Source organism: Haloarcula sp. Atlit-47R (assembly GCF_003665985.1).
GTDB classification, from domain to species: domain Archaea; phylum Halobacteriota; class Halobacteria; order Halobacteriales; family Haloarculaceae; genus Haloarcula; species Haloarcula taiwanensis.
The window spans coordinates 197365-213866 of the sequence record NZ_QPLQ01000004.1 but is presented as its reverse complement, the minus strand read 5'-3'; the positions used below and the strand labels follow the sequence as shown (position 1 = coordinate 213866).

The window sequence follows — 16502 nt, the reverse complement described above, 5'->3', positions numbered from 1 at the left end:
CTCTGGGCCGATATATTTAACAGTATAGATACTAAATCATTACATAGGAGAATCGATGCACGACTTGACAGGATTCCAGCGTGACCTGCTCTACGTGATCGCTGGCAGGGAAGAGCCCCACGGGTTAGCTATCAAGGAGGAACTCGAAGCGTACTACGAGAAGGAGATCCATCACGGTCGCCTGTATCCGAACCTCGACACGCTTGTCGACAAGGGACTCGTCGAGAAGGGCCAGCGCGACCGCCGGACCAACTTCTATACCCTCACGCGCCGCGGGCGTCGCGAAATCGACGCCCGCCGTGAGTGGGAAGACCAGTACGTCGACCTGTAACGAGGTCACACCGCCGCTGGTAAGGCTGTCGTTCCCGGGTAGCGACGAGACACATCGCTGGCTTGTACCGGTGGTCGACCGCTGACTGCCGAACGAGAAACACATGCCCGGAACCAACAACTGTTAACTTATGTCATACGTATGTGCTCTATGTCGATTCTTTTGCAGCTCTCTCCGGTCCCAATTCAGACGACAGTGTTTCGAATCCTGCTCGCGGGGGCGCTTGGGATGTTTCTGGGGCTCGAACGGGAGTGGTCACAGAAGTCGGCCGGTGTTCGGACGTTCGCGCTGATTAGCCTGCTCGCTGCGGTGTTCACGCTGGTCGAGAGCCAGGCGCTGCTCGTCGTCGGTGGCGTCCTGGTCATCGTGCAGGGGATCTTGCTCGCAGTGCAGGGGCTCCTCGGCAGTGCGGAAGAAGAGGGGCTATCGCTGACCACATCTGTCTCGATGCTCGTCGCATACGGCATTGGGGCACTGGTCGCACAGGGGTTCATTCTCGAAGGCGTTTCGGTCGCCGTCTTCTCGTCGTTGCTACTGGTGCTCAAGCGGGAACTCCACTCCCTTGCGTGGGGGCTCACTCGCGAGGAACTACGCTCAGCGACGGAGTTCGCCATCATCGCCTTCGTCATTTACCCGTTGCTTCCGTCCGAACCGGTCGAACTGCCTGGCGGACTGGTCGACGTGACCGTGGAACTGCGTGTCATCTGGCTGATGGTGGTGTTCGTCGCCGGCATCGGCATCGTCAACTACGCCATCGTCCAGACGTACGGCGGCCGCGGCATCGCCGTCACCGGCTTTTTCGGCGGTCTCGCGTCGTCGACGGCGGTGGTCGGCACGATGCTCGACCACGTTCGACAGCGGCCGGACGCAACCTCGTATGCCGTTGCCGCGATTCTGCTGGCCGACGCAGCGATGGCGCTCCGGAATCTCCTTATTACCGTGTTCTTCACCGTCGAGCGCGGCGTTTTACTCGAGGCAGTTGTTCCGCTTGGGGCCGTCATTGTCGGCAGTGTCGTTGTCGCCGCATACACCGCAGATTGGTCCGAGACGGTCGAAATGGGGCTTGAAAGCCCGTTCTCTCTACGGAATGCGCTCGCTTTTGGCGGGGTATTTCTGCTGGTCGTAGTCGCTGGCGGGTTCGCAGAGACGCAGTTCGGAACAGCAGGTCTCTACGTCACGTCGGCCCTCAGCGGACTGGTTTCCAGTGCCGGGGCGACGACCTCAGCCGTGTTGTTGTACCGCGGCGGCGCTATCGACGGACCGACGGCGATGGTCGCCATCCTGATCGCGACGGCCGCCAGTATCATGATCAAAGCAGCGCTGACCGCCCCGGGACCGAACCGCGCCTTCGCCACCCGTGTCGCATTCTGGAGTTCGGTCGTCCTCGGTGTCGCAACAGTGCTGGCGCTGGGGCTCTTGATTTAAAACTGGTAGCGCCGGTCGTCCTTGTCCTGTTGCTGGGGGAAGTCGTTCCCGGTCATCTGGTCGAAGGTCATCCCTGAGAGGTACTCGTCGTACGTGCAGTCGTAACTCGACCGGAGGTGGAAATCAAGTGTCCCACGGTCGACGGTCGACTGAAACAGCATATGAACCGCGCGCCTGACGAGTTCGTCCGGATCGTCTGGGTCGAGTGCGACTGACAGCATCGCGAGTTCGTTGCGTGTCTCACGGTCGATGGACAGCTCGAACTCGTCGTCGAAGTCGCCGTACGCCGCTTCGATATCATCCTGCAGATCTTCGAGGCTCATACGAAAGGAGACGTCGAGCGCGAGGAAACCCCTTACGACTCGTCTGAGGCCGCTCCGTCAAAACACGTGTCTACGCCAGTATATCATATGATAAATTATATCATGGGTTGAACATAACGATTGGTAGCGGTCGACCACTGAAGGGTTCAGATCAGATAATGACAGGTGGTGGGGACGAGACAGCAGGGTCCGGCCAGCACGACGGGCTGCGAGAGCGGCTTCGCGCAGCACTCCCGGGCGTGTACGCGCGAAACTACGCGGCAAAATCCGCGGTCGCGCTGGCAGTAATCGTCGTCGTACTCGCAGCCGTCGGCTTCGGCAGCTACCTGCAGATACAGAAACGGGTTGTCAGCGACGCAGCGACGGACCTCGAAACGTCGGCCACGCATCGCGCCGACAGCATCGAGCAGTGGCGGACAACCACCGAGACGAATGCCATCGCTATCGCGGCTGCAGGGGTGTACGACACTGGAACGCCCGCAGATATCAGACAGTACCTCACCACAGCAGCCACGGCAGAGTCGTCACGGGTTCGGTCGCTTCACTACGTCTCCACCGTCGACGACTCGGAGGTCGTTGTTGCTAGCACTGACCAGAGCACAGACGGCCGGGCTCCGTGGGCGGTCAACCCCGCGTGGAAGTCCCCAGTACTGGCGACGTTGAACGATACGACCGGTACTGAGACAGTAGTGCAATCGACGGCATACGCGGACGGTAGCGGCCACTCGATAGCGTTTGTGACTCCCGTCTCCGATGGCGACGGGGCACTAATTCTGGTTGCGCGGGTCCCGGTGGGACAGTTCAACGACGGTCGCAGCGGGTTTGAAACGCGACTGCTCACCGGGGACGGAGACCCGCTTATCGACGGTCAGGACGGTTCCGCGCCGCTCAGTCAGGACGGTCTCCGGGCCGCAACAGCGGGCCGAACGACGACTATCGAAACTGAAGACCGTGTCACAGCGTACACGCCCGTCAACGGCACGTCGTGGGTGGTCGCGACGAGCGCCGAGCGCGAGTCGCTGTACGGGACCAGCCGACTTGTCCGCCAGGGATTTCTCGCTGTCATCGGGACGGCAGTCGTCACGCTGGGCGTCGCGGGGTATCTCTTCGGACGGCACACGGTTCGACCAGTGGTACAGCTCCGCGACCGAACGCAGGCGATGAAAGAGGGTGACCTCGGCGTCGATATCTCGACCACTCGGCAGGACGAGATCGGGCGGCTGTACGACGCGTTCGAGAACATGCGGGATACGCTCCGGAGCCAGATCCGACAGGCGCAGGCGGCTCGTGAGGAAGCCGAACGGTCGAGCCGCGAACTCGAACGGCAGAACGAGCGGCTGGACGAGTTCGCGTCGACGCTGAGCCACGACCTCCGCAATCCGCTGACGGTCGCTCGGGGACATGTCGAACTGCTTGCGACGCGGCTGTCGGATCCGGAGACGGATGCAGCCGACCTCCAGTCCCACATCGAGAAACTCGAAGACGCACACGACCGTATCGAGTCGATAATCGACGACGTGCTGACGCTGACGAGAAAGGGAGCAAGCGTCGAGGAGACCGCTCCGGTTCCGCTGGAGGCCGTCGTCACCGATGCGTGGGACAACATCGACAACAAAAGCGCTGGCATCGAAGTCACGGGGAGTCGAACCATCGACGCCGACCGGACGCGACTCTTACGCGCCTTCGAGAATCTGTTTCGCAACGCTATCGACCACGTTGGCCCGGACGTGACTGTCACGGTCGGACTGACGGAACACGGATTCTATGTGGCCGACGACGGGCCGGGAATCCCGACTGACGCGGTCGACAACATCTTCGAGTACGGCCACACGACGAGCGAGGACGGGACCGGGCTTGGCCTTTCTATCGTCAAGACAATCGCGGAGGCCCACGGCTGGCGGCTGTACATCGATACGACCTACCCCGACGGCGCGATGTTCGTGTTCGCGGACGTGTTCAGCGAGGACGAGCCGGACTGGTACGGAACCGAGTTCGAGTGGGGCCGACCCGAAGCCGACGACTGATATCACCGGCTATTGCAGGATTCCATTCTCTGTCGAGGGGATTCTCTCCAGACGCACGGTCAGACGAGCGGTACCGACCGCCACGCACAAATCAGGACAGAGCCAAGCGGGGGTATGACCGACCAGTCGACAGCGACGGACCGCCCGGGAGACGTGCCCACGGACCCGTCGGCTGTCCGGGACGCGCTCGTGGAGTGGTACGAGGCGGATCACCGCTCGTACCCGTGGCGGGAGACGACAGACCCCTACGAGATTCTCGTTTCTGAGGTGATGAGTCAGCAAACCCAGCTGGACAGGGTCGTCGACGCATGGGAAGACTTTCTTGACCGCTGGCCGACTGCGGCGGCGCTGGCAGCGGCCGACCGTTCTGCCGTGGTGGGTTTCTGGACCAGTCACTCGCTGGGGTACAACAACCGGGCGAAGTACCTCCACGAGGCCGCGGGGCAAATCGTCGAGGACTACGACGGCGAGTGGCCCCGGGACCCGGACGGCCTCAGCGACCTGATGGGGGTCGGCCCCTACACCGCCAACGCCGTCGCCTCCTTCGCGTTCAACAACGGGAACGCAGTCGTGGATACGAACGTCAAGCGCGTCCTGTACCGCGCCTTCGACGTGCCGGACGACGACTCGGCATTCGAGGCGACCGCGAGCGCGCTCATGCCGGAGGGACAGTCACGGGTCTGGAACAACGCCATCATGGAACTGGGCGGGGTCGCCTGCGAGAAGACGCCCGACTGCGACGGCGCGGAGTGCCCCTGGCGCGAGTGGTGCGGGGCGTACGAGACGGGCGATTTCACCGCGCCGGACGTGCCCACACAGCCCGAGTTCGAGGGGAGCCGCCGACAGATGCGGGGCCGGGTCATCTCGGCGCTGAAGGAGTACGACGAACTGCGGCTGGACGACCTCGGCCCCCGCGTGCGCGTCGACTACGCTCCCGACGGGGAGTACGGCCGGGAGTGGCTCCGCGGGCTGCTGTCGGACCTCGAAGACGACGGGCTGGTCGAGTGCGAGGGGGCCGGCGATGGAGTCGTCGCTCGCCTCAAACGCTGACCGCGAGTGGCATACATCTTGAACCCCTGTGGCTAATACGTTCCCAATGGTTGGCTTGCTCGGCTCGGTCGCCCTCATCGTCATCGCAACCGTGGTCATCTGGAAAGGCAGCGGGTACTTCGAGCAGGCCGCCGAGCGACTGAGCAAGTACTACGGGCTGCCGGTAGCGGTCCACGGTGCTATCGTCGTCGCCGTCGGATCGAGCTTTCCGGAGATCAGTTCGGTCGTCATCAGCACTGTCATCCACGACGAGTTCTCGCTGGGCGTCGGGGCCATCGTCGGAAGCGCAATCTTCAATCTGCTCGTGATTCCAGCCCTCGCGGCGCTGTCGAGCGAGGAACTTCGGTCGACGCGCGACATCGTCCACAAGGACGCCCAGTTCTACGTTATCAGCGTCCTCATCCTCTTTATCGTGTTCGCGCTCGGGGCGACCTACGTCCCGGGCGGGACGAACCAGGCGGCCGTCCTGACCCCCGCACTCGCCGTCGTCCCGCTGGTGACCTACGGCATCTACGTCTTCCTGCACCAGCAGGACGCGAGCGACCACGTCGCAGACGAGACCCACAGCGTCCGTCCGGGCCGGGAGTGGGGCATGCTCGGGGTCGGCCTCGTCGTCATCACCGTCGGCGTCGAGGGGATGGTCCAGGGAGCGCTCTCGCTGGGTGTTATCTTCGACACGCCGCCGTTCCTCTGGGGATTGACTGTCATCGCCGCCGGCACGAGCCTTCCCGACGCCTTCGTCAGCGTCCGGGCGGCGAAAAACGACGACAGTGTCACGAGCCTGACGAACGTTCTGGGGAGCAACACGTTCAATCTCTTAGTGGCGATTCCAGTCGGCGTCCTGCTGGCCGGGCGGGCGACAATCGACTTCCTCGTGGCCATTCCGACGATGGGATTTCTGGGCTTTGCGACGCTCGTGTTCATCGTCTTCACGCGGACGGACCTCGAACTCACCGACCGCGAAGCGTACACGCTGCTCGGCCTGTACGTGGTGTTCGTCTGCTGGATGACCCTGGAATCCGTCGGCCTCATCGAGACAGTCCGCGGTATCTGAGCGGCGCTGGGTCGCTTTTGTCCGCCGTCGAGGCCCGCGATCCCCACAGCCGCGCGGGCTACTCGTCGGCGGGCGGTAGCTCGCGAGCGTAGACCGCTTCATCGTACGGGTCGCCGCCGATAGTGAGCGTGCGCGTCTCGACCCGCTCGAAGCCGAGGTTCTCGAAGAATTCCCGACTCCGGTCGTTCGAGGCCAGGTCGAGCGCGCGGAACTGCTCAACGCCGTGTTCCCGGAACATCGATTCGAGCCGGTCGTACAGCGCCGTCCCGACCCCCTCGCCGTGGTGGTCAGGGTGGACGTACAGCCGCAGCATGGTCCCCATGGTGTGCATGGTGATGCCCTGTGTGAACCCGACGATGTCCCCGTCCTGCTCGGCGACCAGCAGCACCGCCTCGATATCGTCGAGGTCGTTGGCGGGGACGCCACCGGCCCACCCGTGCAGCGCGCTCCCCAGCGGGTCGGCGTACCAGTCGGCTATCGTCTCGTCGATGACTTCGGACTCCAGGGAGTCGTAGGCGTCGTGCCATGCCGCCCGTGCGACTCTGCGGATACCGTCGGCGTCAGCGTCGAAGGCTCGGCGGATGGTCGTCATGCGTGGCCCAACGCTGGATAGACAGATTGTTCCGAGCAGGTGCCACGCTGAGTGGACTGATGCGACAGACGGTGCAGTCCCGGTGGCTCGGTCGACCGCTGAGGCGTGTCGCGTACCATATGCTGTGTCTATCGGTTCGTTTGGGCTATCATGGCTAATATCCTCCCCCAGCGTGTGTGAACTGTTCGCATAATCTATCATGGTTTATCATTAGGTTTATGTAGTTGACACCCATTGATGCTCTTGTATGAGGACAGTCATCCTCGGTGTCATCGGCTCCGACGCGCACGTCGTTGGGATTACCATTCTGGAACGAGCGTTCGAAGCGGCAGGGTTCAACGTAGTCAACCTCGGTGTCCAGTCGTCCCAGTCGGAGTTCATCGACGCCGCGGATGAACACGACGCCGAGGCGATACTCGTGTCGTCGCTGTACGGCCACGCCGAGCAGGACTGTCAGGGGTTCCAGCAGCAGATCAATGAGGCAGGACTTGACGTGACGACGTACATCGGCGGCAACCTCGCTGTCGGACAGGATTCCTTCGAGGAGACGCGCGAGACGTTCAAAGCGCTCGGTTTCGACCGGGTCTTCGATTCGGAGACCGACCCGGAGGAGGCCATTGAGGCGCTGAAGGCCGACCTCGGCCACCGCTCCCGCGAAGAGGCCTCGTCGGAGAAAATTCAGCTCGGCTCCTGACCCACAGACTGCTGCTTCAGACGCTTGCGCCGGCGACCCCTGTGCAATCACTCTCGGCTACTGCTACTGTCGACCACGCACAGCCCGGGACGCTGTACGACCGGTACGGATGGGCCACATAGCACCGTATCTCAGCCGTCTCTACGTGTACCACGACAACTGACGTCGGCCAACGGACCGTAGCCGTGACACTCCGGCAACGGAACCGAGACCAGCGACACACTCTGTCACCCCCATTGATATACCGGGTCCACTCCATAGCCCTGTCATGGCCGAACCACACGTCGTCGGCGTCGTCGGTAGTCTCAGAGACCAGAGCTACACCAGAGTTGCTATCAAGCGCGCGCTCGCCACTGCCGAAGAGATGGGAGCGACGACGGAACTGCTGGACCTCCGGGAGTTCGACCTGCCGGTGTTCGATGCCGACCACCGCGAGGTAGGCGACGCCGTCGAATTCACTGACCGGGTCCACGCGGCTGATTCGATTTTGCTGGGGACGCCGGTGTATCACGGGTCATACTCCGGTGCGTTGAAGAACGCACTCGACTACTGCGGCTTCGACGAGTTCGAACACAAGACTGTGGGGCTGCTTGCGGTCGCTGGCGGGGGCTTTCCGATCACCGCGCTCGAACACCTCCGCTCGGTCTGCCGGGCACTGAATTGCTGGGTCATCCCGCATCAGGCCGCGGTTCCGAACGCAGGTGATTACGTCGCTGACGGCCGGATAACTGACGCAGACATCGAAGACCGGGTGACGACGCTCGGTGAGGAAGCAGTCCAGTACGCGAACATTGAGCCGGACCCGGCGTGTTTCGAGAGCGCGGAGAACGTCGGCGCAGACGATTAGCGGCGAGGACCGTGTGCGCGTCCGAGCCGTGAGCGTGTGATCCGGGGGTGCAGACGATTAGCCGCACATACCGTCGTGCGTGTCCGGCCAACGGCAGGCTGCTGACCGAGAGAAGGAAACGGTCAAACCGCCTCGCGCCCAAGTTTGCGGCGTGACTCAGTGGGTCGAGAATCCGACCGGCGGCCGGGACCGGGGGCCGACCGCGCTACTGCGCGCGTGGGTCGAGATACTCAGTCGTCCGCGGCGGTTCTTTCGCGCCGGCGTCGCACCGGGCGACCAGGCACCGGGACTGGTGTTCGCCGCGACGGTGGTCCTCTTCGAGGAGGTGAGCCGGTACGCCGTCGTCAAACTGGCCCAGCGGGGCCTCCTGTCTACGGGGCCGTTTGAGTACCCCGCTATCGGCGGCTTCTCGCCCGGCGTCGCGGTGCTGGCGCTGTTTGCTATCCTTGTGTTCGTCACGCCGGCGACGGTGCATCTGACGGCAGCGTTGCAGACCCTGCTGTTGCTCCCCGTCGCGTCGGACCGCGGTGGCGTGAGCGAAACTGTACAGGTGATGTGCTACGCGATGGCCCCCTGCCTGCTGGCTGGGCTGCCCAGCGCCGAGGTCCGGGTTCTCGTCACCGCCTGGGGTGCGGGGTTATATCTGCTGGGCACTGCTGTAGTCCACAACGTCAGGCTCCCGGTGGCGGCGATCGTCGGGGCCATCCCCGCCGCCATTATTTTCGGCTACGGCTTCCGCGGCTTCCACGCCCTCTCGGTGCTGGTCGCCGACTACGGGTTTTAGGGGCTGCCCGCGTGCATCTCTCCACGATGCTCAGTATCGACATCGACCAGTTTATGCTGGAACTCAAAGATGGCGCGTTCAAGAGCGTTGGCCCGTCGAACAAAGAAGCGACGATCAAGATGTACGACGTGGAAGGCGTCGACGTTCGAGAGTACGGCGACAAGCGCGTCAAAATTGCCTTCGAAGACGAACAGGGGAGCGAAATCGAAGTCGCTCTGTTCCCGGAGCAGGCGAAAGCCGTCGCTACAGGGCTTGAGATGCTCGAAGAAGAGAGCGAGATGTTCGAATAGCGGCCCCGTTCCGTTCGTCCGGAATTCGACAACCGTTTTAGGCCCGACATGCTTGCACCGTGTAATGGGTTCGTGTATCATCTGCGGCAAATCTGTCGAAGGACGCATCTGTGACCTCCACGAGGAGGACGCCCTGTTCGAGTTCCGTGGCTCGCGTGCCGACCAGCTATCGGTCGACCGCTACTACCGCGGCAGTGTCGACGGCTTCGCCGAGTTCGGCGTGTTCGTCGACATCGGCGACAGCGTAACGGGGCTGCTCCACCGGAGCGAACTGGACCAGCGGCTCGATTCCCTCGACTGGGAGTCGGGCGACACCGTCTACGTCCAGGTCAAGAACGTACGTGACAACGGCAACGTCGACCTCGGCTGGTCGATCCGCCAGTCCGAACGCGAGTTCCGCGGCGTCCTCGTCGACGACCCGGAGATCGGACACTCTGTCCTGCTTGAGAACGAGGACGACGAAGACGAAGCACAGTCCGACGACGGCTCCGACGAGGTCGAGTCCGAATCGACAGCCGACGAGTCACCAAGCCAGAGCGACGACGAATCGAGTTCGGAAGACGACGCCGGCACGAGCCAGTCTGAATCCGAGAGTACCGCAAGCGCCGGTGCTGTCAGCCGGGCCAACGACGCCGACCGCGTCGAGGGCACTGCGGCTGTCGGTGGCAACGACGGCGGGTCGAACACCGCTGCCGTCACCGAGTCCGGCGACGAAGCCGTCGCGGAGAGTGAGGAGCAGACGGACGAGGCGACTACCGCCGAACCGGTCGCCGCGGCTATCGGCGACCTCGACGACCACGTCGGCGCGGACGTTCGACTGGAAGGTGAAGTCGTCGGTATCCGGCAGACCTCCGGGCCAACGGTATTCGAACTACAGGACGAGACCGGTACCGTCGACTGTGCGGCTTTCGTCGAGGCCGGCGTCCGTGCCTACCCCGAGGTCGAGGAAGACGACTACATCCGACTGTCAGGCGAAGTCCGCGAACGTCGCGGTGAACTGCAGGTCGAGACCGAGGAGCTCGATGTCCTCGAAGCCGAGGAGCGCGAGGAAGTCGAACAGCGACTTGCCGACGCCCTTGACGACGAAGCCCGACCTGACACGGTCGAGCCGCTCGCCGACGATACGGCGGTCGCGAACCTCTCAGAGGAACTAGTCGAAGCGGCGACCCAGATCCGGAAAGCCGTGCTGACCGACCGACCGGTCATCGTCCGCCACGCCAACACCGCGGACGGCTATCTCGCCGGCAGCGCGCTCGAACGCGCGGCACTCCCGCTGGTCACCGAGCAGCACCGCCGCGCCGACGCGAAGTATCACTACTTCGACCGGCGACCTATCGAGGGCGGCGTCTACGACATGGACGACGCGACGAAAGACACGACGACGATGCTGGACAACCGGGAGCGCCACGAGGAGAAGCTCCCGCTGTTCGTCTTCGTCGCCGCCGGTGGCACGCGTGAGAGTCTCGACGGCTTCGACCTGCTGAACGTCTACGGCGCGCCGAGCGTCGTCATCGACGACATCGACGTCGACGGCGCGGTCGTCGACACGGTCGATGCTGTCGTTTCGCCGTCCGCTGACACCGTTTCCGAGACCACGTCGACAGCGCTCGCAGCCAACGTCGCTGCACACGTCAACGAGAACGTTCGCGACGACCTGCAACACCTTCCGGCTGTGAGCTTCTGGGAGGATATCCCCGAGCCGTACGTCGACGCCGCCAGCGAGGCGGGGTACGACGAGACCGCGGTGTCGGAGCTCCGCGAAGCCGTCGCGCTGGAGGCCCACTACCAGTCCTACGAGGACAAGCGCGAACTCATCACCGACCTCGTGTTCGGTGACGACGAGGAGGATGTGGGCGGCTTGGCCGGCCACATTGCAGAGCAGTTCCGCGAGAAGGTCGACGAAGAGGTGTCCACCGCCCGTGCCAACCTCGATCACCGGACCGTCGGCGATGTCGACATCGCCGTCCTCGATACGGACGCGTTCACCCACCAGTACGAGTTCCCGCCGGAGTCGCTCCTGCTCGATGAACTCCACCGGGATGTCCGAGACGAGAGCGACGCCGTGCTCGGCATCTCGACGGACACGATGTATATCCGTGCCAACGGCGAGCTGGACCTGCACGAGCTAGTCAACGAGGTCCGCGAGCGAGTTCCCGAAGGCGGCGTCGCGACGCGGAGCGTCCGCGAGGGGACCATTCGCTATCTGGCCGGCGAACGCCCGGCCGTCCTCGACGCCACGCTGGACGTACTGGCCGACGAACTGTAGCGCAAGAGGCTTTTTCTCTCTGCTGGCAGTCTGACCGGGCATGAGCGACGGCCCCGTCAACGAAGCTGACCTCGACTGGACCGACCACGACCACGGCGACCGGACGTTCAAGCGCAAGCAGATCGGTGACGCCGCCGGCGGTGAGCAACTCGGTGCGAGCCTCTACGCCGTGCCGCCGGGCAAGCGGCTCTGGGTGCGCCACTACCACGAGGGCAACGAGGAAGCGATATTCGTCCGTGGCGGAACGGGCACACTCCGGCTCGGTCCTGAGGCCGAAGAACACACGCTAGAACGGGGCGATTACGTTGCGCTCCCGGCTGGCGAGGAGAGTACACACGAAATCGAAGCCGGCGAGTCTGAACTCCGACTGCTGATGGTTTCGACAATGGAGGAGCCGGACATTACCGTCTACCCCGACCGGGAGATGGTCGGGCTGTACGCAGGGTCGCCCCCTGGCGGCGAGAAAGCAGACCGGACGCTGTCGACGTATCTCGATATAAACGCCAAAAAGGAGTACTGGGACGAGTGAATCTTAGCGGCTGCCGACTTCGAACTCGGACAGCATCGTCTGGAGCCGCTCGGACTGCTCGGCCAGCGATTCGATGCTGGCGCTGACCTGCGACATGGACGCGGCCTGTTCCTGTGCGGTCGCGGAGGCGGTTTCGGTCTCCGCGGCGGTCGCCTCGCTGATGTCTACGGCTTCCTCGACCATCGACACCGCTTCCTCAGTCGTGGCGGCCTGGTCGTCCGTCGTGTCGCTGATTTCCTGAATCCCGTTGTCGGTCGCCTCTGCGTTCTCGGCGACTTGCGTGAACGTATCGACGACCTCCTTGACGGCTTCCGTACTCTCCTGCATATCCTCCTTGGCACCCCGTGCCTCCGTGACCGTGGTTTCGGTCTGCGCCTGGGTCTCGGCAATGAGCTGTTCGATTTCGGTCGCCGAGGCTTGCGTCTCCTCGGCGAGCTGTTTGACCTCGTCCGCGACGACGGCGAACCCGTCGCCGCCCGACCCGTTCCCGGCCCGTGCAGCCTCGATGTTGGCGTTCAGGGCCAGCATGTTCGTCTGCTCGGCAATGTCGCCGATGAGATCGACGATCTCGCCGATTTCGGCCATCTTCTCGTCCAGCCGCTCCACGTTTTCGACGGTCGAATCGATGGCGGTCTGGACCTCCCGGGACCCCGCAATCGCCTCCTGTGCCGTCTCCTCGCCGGTGTCCGCTATTTCGGCCGTCTCGCGGGACCGCTCCGCGACGGTCTCGGCGGACGCGGCGACCTCTTCGACGGTCGCCGACAGGTCAGTCATCTCGCTGGAAACGGTTTCGAGCATCTCACGCTGGTCGACCGCCCCGCTGGCGATGCCCTGAATCGACTCGCTCATGTCCTCGCTGGCCTCCGTTGCCTCGTTGGCACCGGCCGTGGCCTGATCGCTCGTGGACGCAACCTCCTCTGAGAACGCCTGTATCTCTTCCATCGCAGACTCCGTCTCCGTCATCATCTGATTGAACGACTCAGCGATCTGTGCCATCGCTTCGTTGTCGGCCACGTCGGGGTCGACGCGAACCGTCAGGTCACCGTCGGCAGCGGCCGCCATCGCCTCGCTGAATCTGCTGGCTGTCTCCTGGAGTTCCGTGTTTTGCCGCTCGGCAGCCTGCATTTTCTCCTCCGCCTTCTCGCGGGCCTTCTTGGCTTCGGCGCGTTGCCGCTCTATCTCTTCTTGTTTGGCCTGGAGATCGTCAATCTCCGAGGCGCGCTGTTCGGCCTGTTCGAAACGCGCTCGCGATTTCTCGCGTGACCGCTCAGTCGACACCCAGTTGTTCACAAGGGCGACACACAGCATCAGGACGAACCCTCCGTGGATAAGCCCCCACACCCAGGGGTTGTTAATCGCTGCCGTGTGGTTGTAAACGCGACTCGGGTCGATCGTTCCGAAGTAGCCGTGGGTGAGAACCACGTACGCCAGTCCCCATAAGAACGGGACCCAGTCCTCGTACACGGCGACCATCGCCATCCCGACGAAGAAGTGAAAGTGGGCTTCAATATAGCCGCCGGAGAACTGGACGAGAGCGAGCGACGAAACGAACACACCCGTGACCGAGAGAATCGTCCTGACACGCCGCCTGAATCGTTTGATGAGGCTCCCCGCCGACAGGGCGAACACAACCCCACAAAGCAGGAGGACCCGAGGCAGCGCGGTAGCGGGGATCTGCGCTTCAGCTATCGGAGTCGACCCGCTGTAGACTCCGAGCCCGAACAGAAACGGTATGTGCAGCAACGTCACAAGCACCACGCTCCGGTGTCGGTTACGCCACTGTTTGTCCGGGATTGTCGACCCGTCTGGGATATAGGATACGAAGCTTTCTAGCCGCTCGACTGGGCCTGGATTGCCGTCTGTTGGCTGCCCAATATCTCCCGTTGGCTGTGCCATATGTACACATGGTACGACTATCACAAATTAACCCTTTCGCGCAGATTATCAGTCCCTGAACTGGCGAATAACCACGGAACAGACATATTGAAGAGCTTATCGCCGCCCCTGAAGTCGGCACCGTCTGCTGTTTACGTTTACAGACGGGCGTAGTGTTCAGGCCACTCGCTACCCACGGATTCCCGATAGCGGTTTCAGCCCGGCAAGACCGTGTCCGTGCACTCACTCGACCCGCTCAAACACAGAAGGCTCGTCCAGTAGTATCAACTGAGATAACAGAGCCGGCTCTCTGAGGTCAAGAGCTGACGTTTTAGCGGCTGTCTCAAATGCTCACTCGCTGCTGGCTACCTCGGAGCCCGCTACGTATCGGTCGCCGAGACAGACCTGACTGCCTTCTTCGCACCGTAGTATGCCCACTCCGCACTGTAACAGAACACGCACCCGCGGAAGGTCGGTCGGTCGAGGCCCTCGGTGTCGTCAGCGTCACTGCTCATGTGCTACCTTGGTATGACAGCACAATGAACCCCACGGCTATCCCCTGTCGCTGACGATACCCGAGCGACACGCTTATTCGGCCGAGGAGCCGATTTCGCACAACGCCGATGAGCACGGAGACGCCGGACCCAGACGAGACAGAGACCTTCCAGCAGGTGTGTGCGGAGCTGGTCGACCGGATTCTCGCAGGCGAGGTCGAACGCGACGACGTCGAATCAGCCAAGATTGATGTCTGCCGGGAGTACTCCGCGCCGAAAGTGCCAAAAAACTCCGAACTACTCGATTACGCGCCACAGGAGCACCGCGAGGTGCTGGAGGAGGTGCTCCAGCGCAAGCCGGTTCGGACCGCCTCAGGCGTCTCCCCTATCGCGATCATGACGTCGCCCGAGCGGTGTCCTCACGGGAAGTGCCTGTACTGTCCCGGCGGCCCCGACTCGGAGTTCTCCTCCGCGCAGTCATACACTGGGCATGAACCCGCGGCCGCACGCGGGGAACAGAACGATTACGACCCGTACGGTCAGGTCACCCTCCGGCTCAACCAACTGCGGGAGATCGGCCACCCCGTCGACAAGGCCGAACTCATCGTGATGGGCGGGACGATGACGGCCCGGAGCCACGACTATCAGGAGTGGTTCGTCAAGCGGGCCTTGGAGGCGATGAACGATTTCGACGTCGACGCGGAGCCGACGCCCGCAGAGGACGTGAGCTTCGCCGAGGACGACTACGAGTTCCGCTATCTGGAGGACGTCATCGCCGAGAACGAGACCGCCGACGTCCGAAACGTCGCCACGACCTTCGAGACAAAGCCCGACTGGTGTGACCCCGAACAGATCGACCGGATGCTGGACCTCGGGGGCACGAAAGTCGAGGTGGGCGTCCAGACGACCTTCGAGCGCATCAACCGCGAGATGCACCGCGGCCACGGCGTTCAGGCCTCCATCGACGCGAACCGCCGGCTACGCGATTCGGGGTTCAAAGTCGGTTTCCACATGATGCCGGGCCAGCCCGGGATGTCCAGGGAGATGTGTCTGGAAGACTTCCGGCGCATCTTCGAGCAGACCGACTGGCGGCCGGACTACCTCAAGATATACCCGACGCTGATCGTCGAGGGAACCGTCACCTACGACTGGTGGCGCAAGGACGAGTTCGACCCGCTTTCCAACGACGAGGCCGCTGAGCTGGTCGCCGAAATCAAAGACATGATCCCCCGCTACACTCGCCTCCAGCGCGTCCAGCGGGACATCCCGGCGGACTTCATCGAGGGCGGCGTCTGGAAGTCGAACCTCCGACAGCTCGCCTGGCAGCGGATGGAAGAACACGACTGGACGTGTGACTGCATCCGCTGTCGCGAGGCCGGACACAGCGACGAGGCCGCCGAGAACATCGAACTCGGCGTGATGACCTACGAGGCCTGTGGCGGCACGGAACACTTCATCTCTTTCGAGGACTTCGACAACGACGTACTCGTCGGCTTCTGCCGGCTTCGGTTCCCGAACGACCCGGTCCGCCGGGAGCTACAGGACGCCGCAATCGTCCGTGAACTCCACGTTTACGGCAACGCTGTCGGCGTCGGGCAGGAAGGTGACGATGACGACCACCAGCACAAGGGGTACGGCAAGAAACTGCTGGAAAAAGCCGAGGCACTGGCCCGAGACGCCGGCTTCCCGAAGCTGGCCGTCATTTCCGGTATCGGCGTCCGGCAGTACTACCGGGAGAAACTCGGGTACAAGCAGGACGGGCCGTACGTGAGCAAGCGTCTCTGATGGCTTTCTGATCCGCTGCCCGGGCATGTGACCGAGCGTCCTGTCGACAGAGTGTGGCTGTGGAACCATGCTGTTGTGTGTTTGGCCAGCAGGAGTTGCTGCATCGCGCGGCAGGAGCCAGGCGATGAGCGAAAGAACG

At 63.1% G+C, this 16502-nt stretch carries 16 protein-coding genes; 12 read left to right on the top strand and 4 right to left on the bottom strand.

Translation table 11 applies throughout. The features are described from left to right. The first annotated feature begins 55 nt into the window (after nt 1-55). Nucleotides 56-331, top strand: a complete 276-nt coding sequence (locus DVK00_RS15840; protein ID WP_004518082.1) for a PadR family transcriptional regulator — start codon at nt 56-58, stop codon at nt 329-331. Nucleotides 332-472: 141 nt separating this feature from the next. Beyond that, nucleotides 473-1756: an MgtC/SapB family protein gene (locus tag DVK00_RS15835; protein WP_121537483.1), complete on the top strand. Its 1284-nt coding sequence runs from the start codon at nt 473-475 to the stop codon at nt 1754-1756. Here the strand turns inward: DVK00_RS15835 and DVK00_RS15830 are convergent. Beyond that, complete coding sequence (locus DVK00_RS15830) at nt 1753-2079, bottom strand: hypothetical protein (RefSeq protein ID WP_101350140.1); 327 nt, start codon at nt 2077-2079, stop codon at nt 1753-1755. The two genes, DVK00_RS15835 and DVK00_RS15830, sit on opposite strands and share 4 nt — an antisense overlap. Nucleotides 2080-2237: 158 nt before the next feature. Here DVK00_RS15830 and DVK00_RS15825 point away from each other — a divergent pair, with 158 nt between their 5' ends. From DVK00_RS15825 to DVK00_RS15815, 3 genes are all read left to right on the top strand, one after another. Further along, nucleotides 2238-4103 carry a sensor histidine kinase gene (locus DVK00_RS15825; protein ID WP_101350139.1) on the top strand — a complete coding sequence of 622 codons (1866 nt, stop codon included), beginning with the start codon at nt 2238-2240 and terminating at the stop codon, nt 4101-4103. Between the two features lie 114 nt (nt 4104-4217). After that, nucleotides 4218-5153 carry an A/G-specific adenine glycosylase gene (locus DVK00_RS15820; protein WP_101350138.1) on the top strand — a complete coding sequence of 312 codons (936 nt, stop codon included), beginning with the start codon at nt 4218-4220 and terminating at the stop codon, nt 5151-5153. Between the two features lie 46 nt (nt 5154-5199). Continuing rightward, nucleotides 5200-6207 carry a sodium:calcium antiporter gene (locus DVK00_RS15815; protein ID WP_101350137.1) on the top strand — a complete coding sequence of 336 codons (1008 nt, stop codon included), beginning with the start codon at nt 5200-5202 and terminating at the stop codon, nt 6205-6207. 58 nt (nt 6208-6265) lie between these two features. Here DVK00_RS15815 and DVK00_RS15810 read toward each other — a convergent pair whose 3' ends face one another. Further along, on the bottom strand, nt 6266-6799 hold the full coding sequence (locus DVK00_RS15810; protein ID WP_121577987.1) for a GNAT family N-acetyltransferase: 534 nt from the start codon (nt 6797-6799) through the stop codon (nt 6266-6268). Between the two features lie 247 nt (nt 6800-7046). On the opposite strand from DVK00_RS15810, the gene glmS reads away from it, so the two are divergent. The 6 genes from glmS (at nt 7047) to DVK00_RS15780 (ending at nt 12209) form a co-directional block, all read left to right on the top strand. Next, on the top strand, nt 7047-7493 hold the full coding sequence (glmS, locus tag DVK00_RS15805) for a methylaspartate mutase subunit S (RefSeq protein WP_101350135.1): 447 nt from the start codon (nt 7047-7049) through the stop codon (nt 7491-7493). Between the two features lie 268 nt (nt 7494-7761). Beyond that, nucleotides 7762-8340 carry an NADPH-dependent FMN reductase gene (locus DVK00_RS15800; RefSeq protein WP_121512257.1) on the top strand — a complete coding sequence of 193 codons (579 nt, stop codon included), beginning with the start codon at nt 7762-7764 and terminating at the stop codon, nt 8338-8340. Nucleotides 8341-8491: 151 nt separating this feature from the next. Further along, on the top strand, nt 8492-9124 hold the full coding sequence (locus tag DVK00_RS15795) for a YIP1 family protein (protein ID WP_101350133.1): 633 nt from the start codon (nt 8492-8494) through the stop codon (nt 9122-9124). A 26-nt stretch (nt 9125-9150) separates the two neighbouring features. Next, nucleotides 9151-9414: a hypothetical protein gene (locus tag DVK00_RS15790; protein WP_101350132.1), complete on the top strand. Its 264-nt coding sequence runs from the start codon at nt 9151-9153 to the stop codon at nt 9412-9414. A gap of 64 nt (nt 9415-9478) precedes the next feature. Then, nucleotides 9479-11680, top strand: coding sequence for a DHH family phosphoesterase (locus tag DVK00_RS15785; protein ID WP_121577986.1), 2202 nt, complete (start codon nt 9479-9481; stop codon nt 11678-11680). Nucleotides 11681-11720: 40 nt separating this feature from the next. Then, nucleotides 11721-12209, top strand: a complete 489-nt coding sequence (locus DVK00_RS15780) for a cupin domain-containing protein (RefSeq protein WP_101350130.1) — start codon at nt 11721-11723, stop codon at nt 12207-12209. A 3-nt stretch (nt 12210-12212) separates the two neighbouring features. On the opposite strand, the gene DVK00_RS15775 is transcribed toward DVK00_RS15780, so the two are convergent. Both DVK00_RS15775 and DVK00_RS22310 read right to left on the bottom strand, forming a co-directional pair. Next, a complete protein-coding gene (locus DVK00_RS15775; protein WP_101350129.1) occupies nt 12213-14105 on the bottom strand; it encodes a methyl-accepting chemotaxis protein in 1893 nt (630 codons plus the stop codon). A 359-nt stretch (nt 14106-14464) separates the two neighbouring features. Continuing rightward, entirely contained in the window at nt 14465-14599 is a 135-nt protein-coding gene (locus DVK00_RS22310; RefSeq protein ID WP_255410223.1) for a hypothetical protein, read from the bottom strand. A gap of 108 nt (nt 14600-14707) precedes the next feature. Between DVK00_RS22310 and DVK00_RS15770 the strand changes: the two genes are divergently transcribed. Then, a complete protein-coding gene (locus DVK00_RS15770; protein ID WP_121577985.1) occupies nt 14708-16363 on the top strand; it encodes a tRNA uridine(34) 5-carboxymethylaminomethyl modification radical SAM/GNAT enzyme Elp3 in 1656 nt (551 codons plus the stop codon). Nucleotides 16364-16502 lie beyond the last annotated feature (139 nt).

Excerpts from the sequence above, each read along its gene's own strand:
- DVK00_RS15820 (WP_101350138.1), top strand. The coding sequence starts at position 4,218 with ATGACCGACCAGTCGACAGCGACGGACCGCCCGGGAGACGTGCCCACG.
- DVK00_RS15800 (WP_121512257.1), top strand. The coding sequence starts at position 7,762 with ATGGCCGAACCACACGTCGTCGGCGTCGTCGGTAGTCTCAGAGACCAG.
- DVK00_RS15775 (WP_101350129.1), bottom strand. The coding sequence starts at position 14,105 with ATGGCACAGCCAACGGGAGATATTGGGCAGCCAACAGACGGCAATCCA.
- DVK00_RS15780 (WP_101350130.1), top strand. The coding sequence starts at position 11,721 with ATGAGCGACGGCCCCGTCAACGAAGCTGACCTCGACTGGACCGACCAC.
- glmS (WP_101350135.1), top strand. The coding sequence starts at position 7,047 with ATGAGGACAGTCATCCTCGGTGTCATCGGCTCCGACGCGCACGTCGTT.
- DVK00_RS15815 (WP_101350137.1), top strand. The coding sequence starts at position 5,200 with ATGGTTGGCTTGCTCGGCTCGGTCGCCCTCATCGTCATCGCAACCGTG.
- DVK00_RS15830 (WP_101350140.1), bottom strand. The coding sequence starts at position 2,079 with ATGAGCCTCGAAGATCTGCAGGATGATATCGAAGCGGCGTACGGCGAC.
- DVK00_RS15810 (WP_121577987.1), bottom strand. The coding sequence starts at position 6,799 with ATGACGACCATCCGCCGAGCCTTCGACGCTGACGCCGACGGTATCCGC.
- DVK00_RS15825 (WP_101350139.1), top strand. The coding sequence starts at position 2,238 with ATGACAGGTGGTGGGGACGAGACAGCAGGGTCCGGCCAGCACGACGGG.
- DVK00_RS15835 (WP_121537483.1), top strand. The coding sequence starts at position 473 with ATGTGCTCTATGTCGATTCTTTTGCAGCTCTCTCCGGTCCCAATTCAG.
- DVK00_RS15790 (WP_101350132.1), top strand. The coding sequence starts at position 9,151 with ATGCTCAGTATCGACATCGACCAGTTTATGCTGGAACTCAAAGATGGC.
- DVK00_RS15770 (WP_121577985.1), top strand. The coding sequence starts at position 14,708 with ATGAGCACGGAGACGCCGGACCCAGACGAGACAGAGACCTTCCAGCAG.
- DVK00_RS22310 (WP_255410223.1), bottom strand. The coding sequence starts at position 14,599 with ATGAGCAGTGACGCTGACGACACCGAGGGCCTCGACCGACCGACCTTC.
- DVK00_RS15840 (WP_004518082.1), top strand. The coding sequence starts at position 56 with ATGCACGACTTGACAGGATTCCAGCGTGACCTGCTCTACGTGATCGCT.
- DVK00_RS15785 (WP_121577986.1), top strand. The coding sequence starts at position 9,479 with ATGGGTTCGTGTATCATCTGCGGCAAATCTGTCGAAGGACGCATCTGT.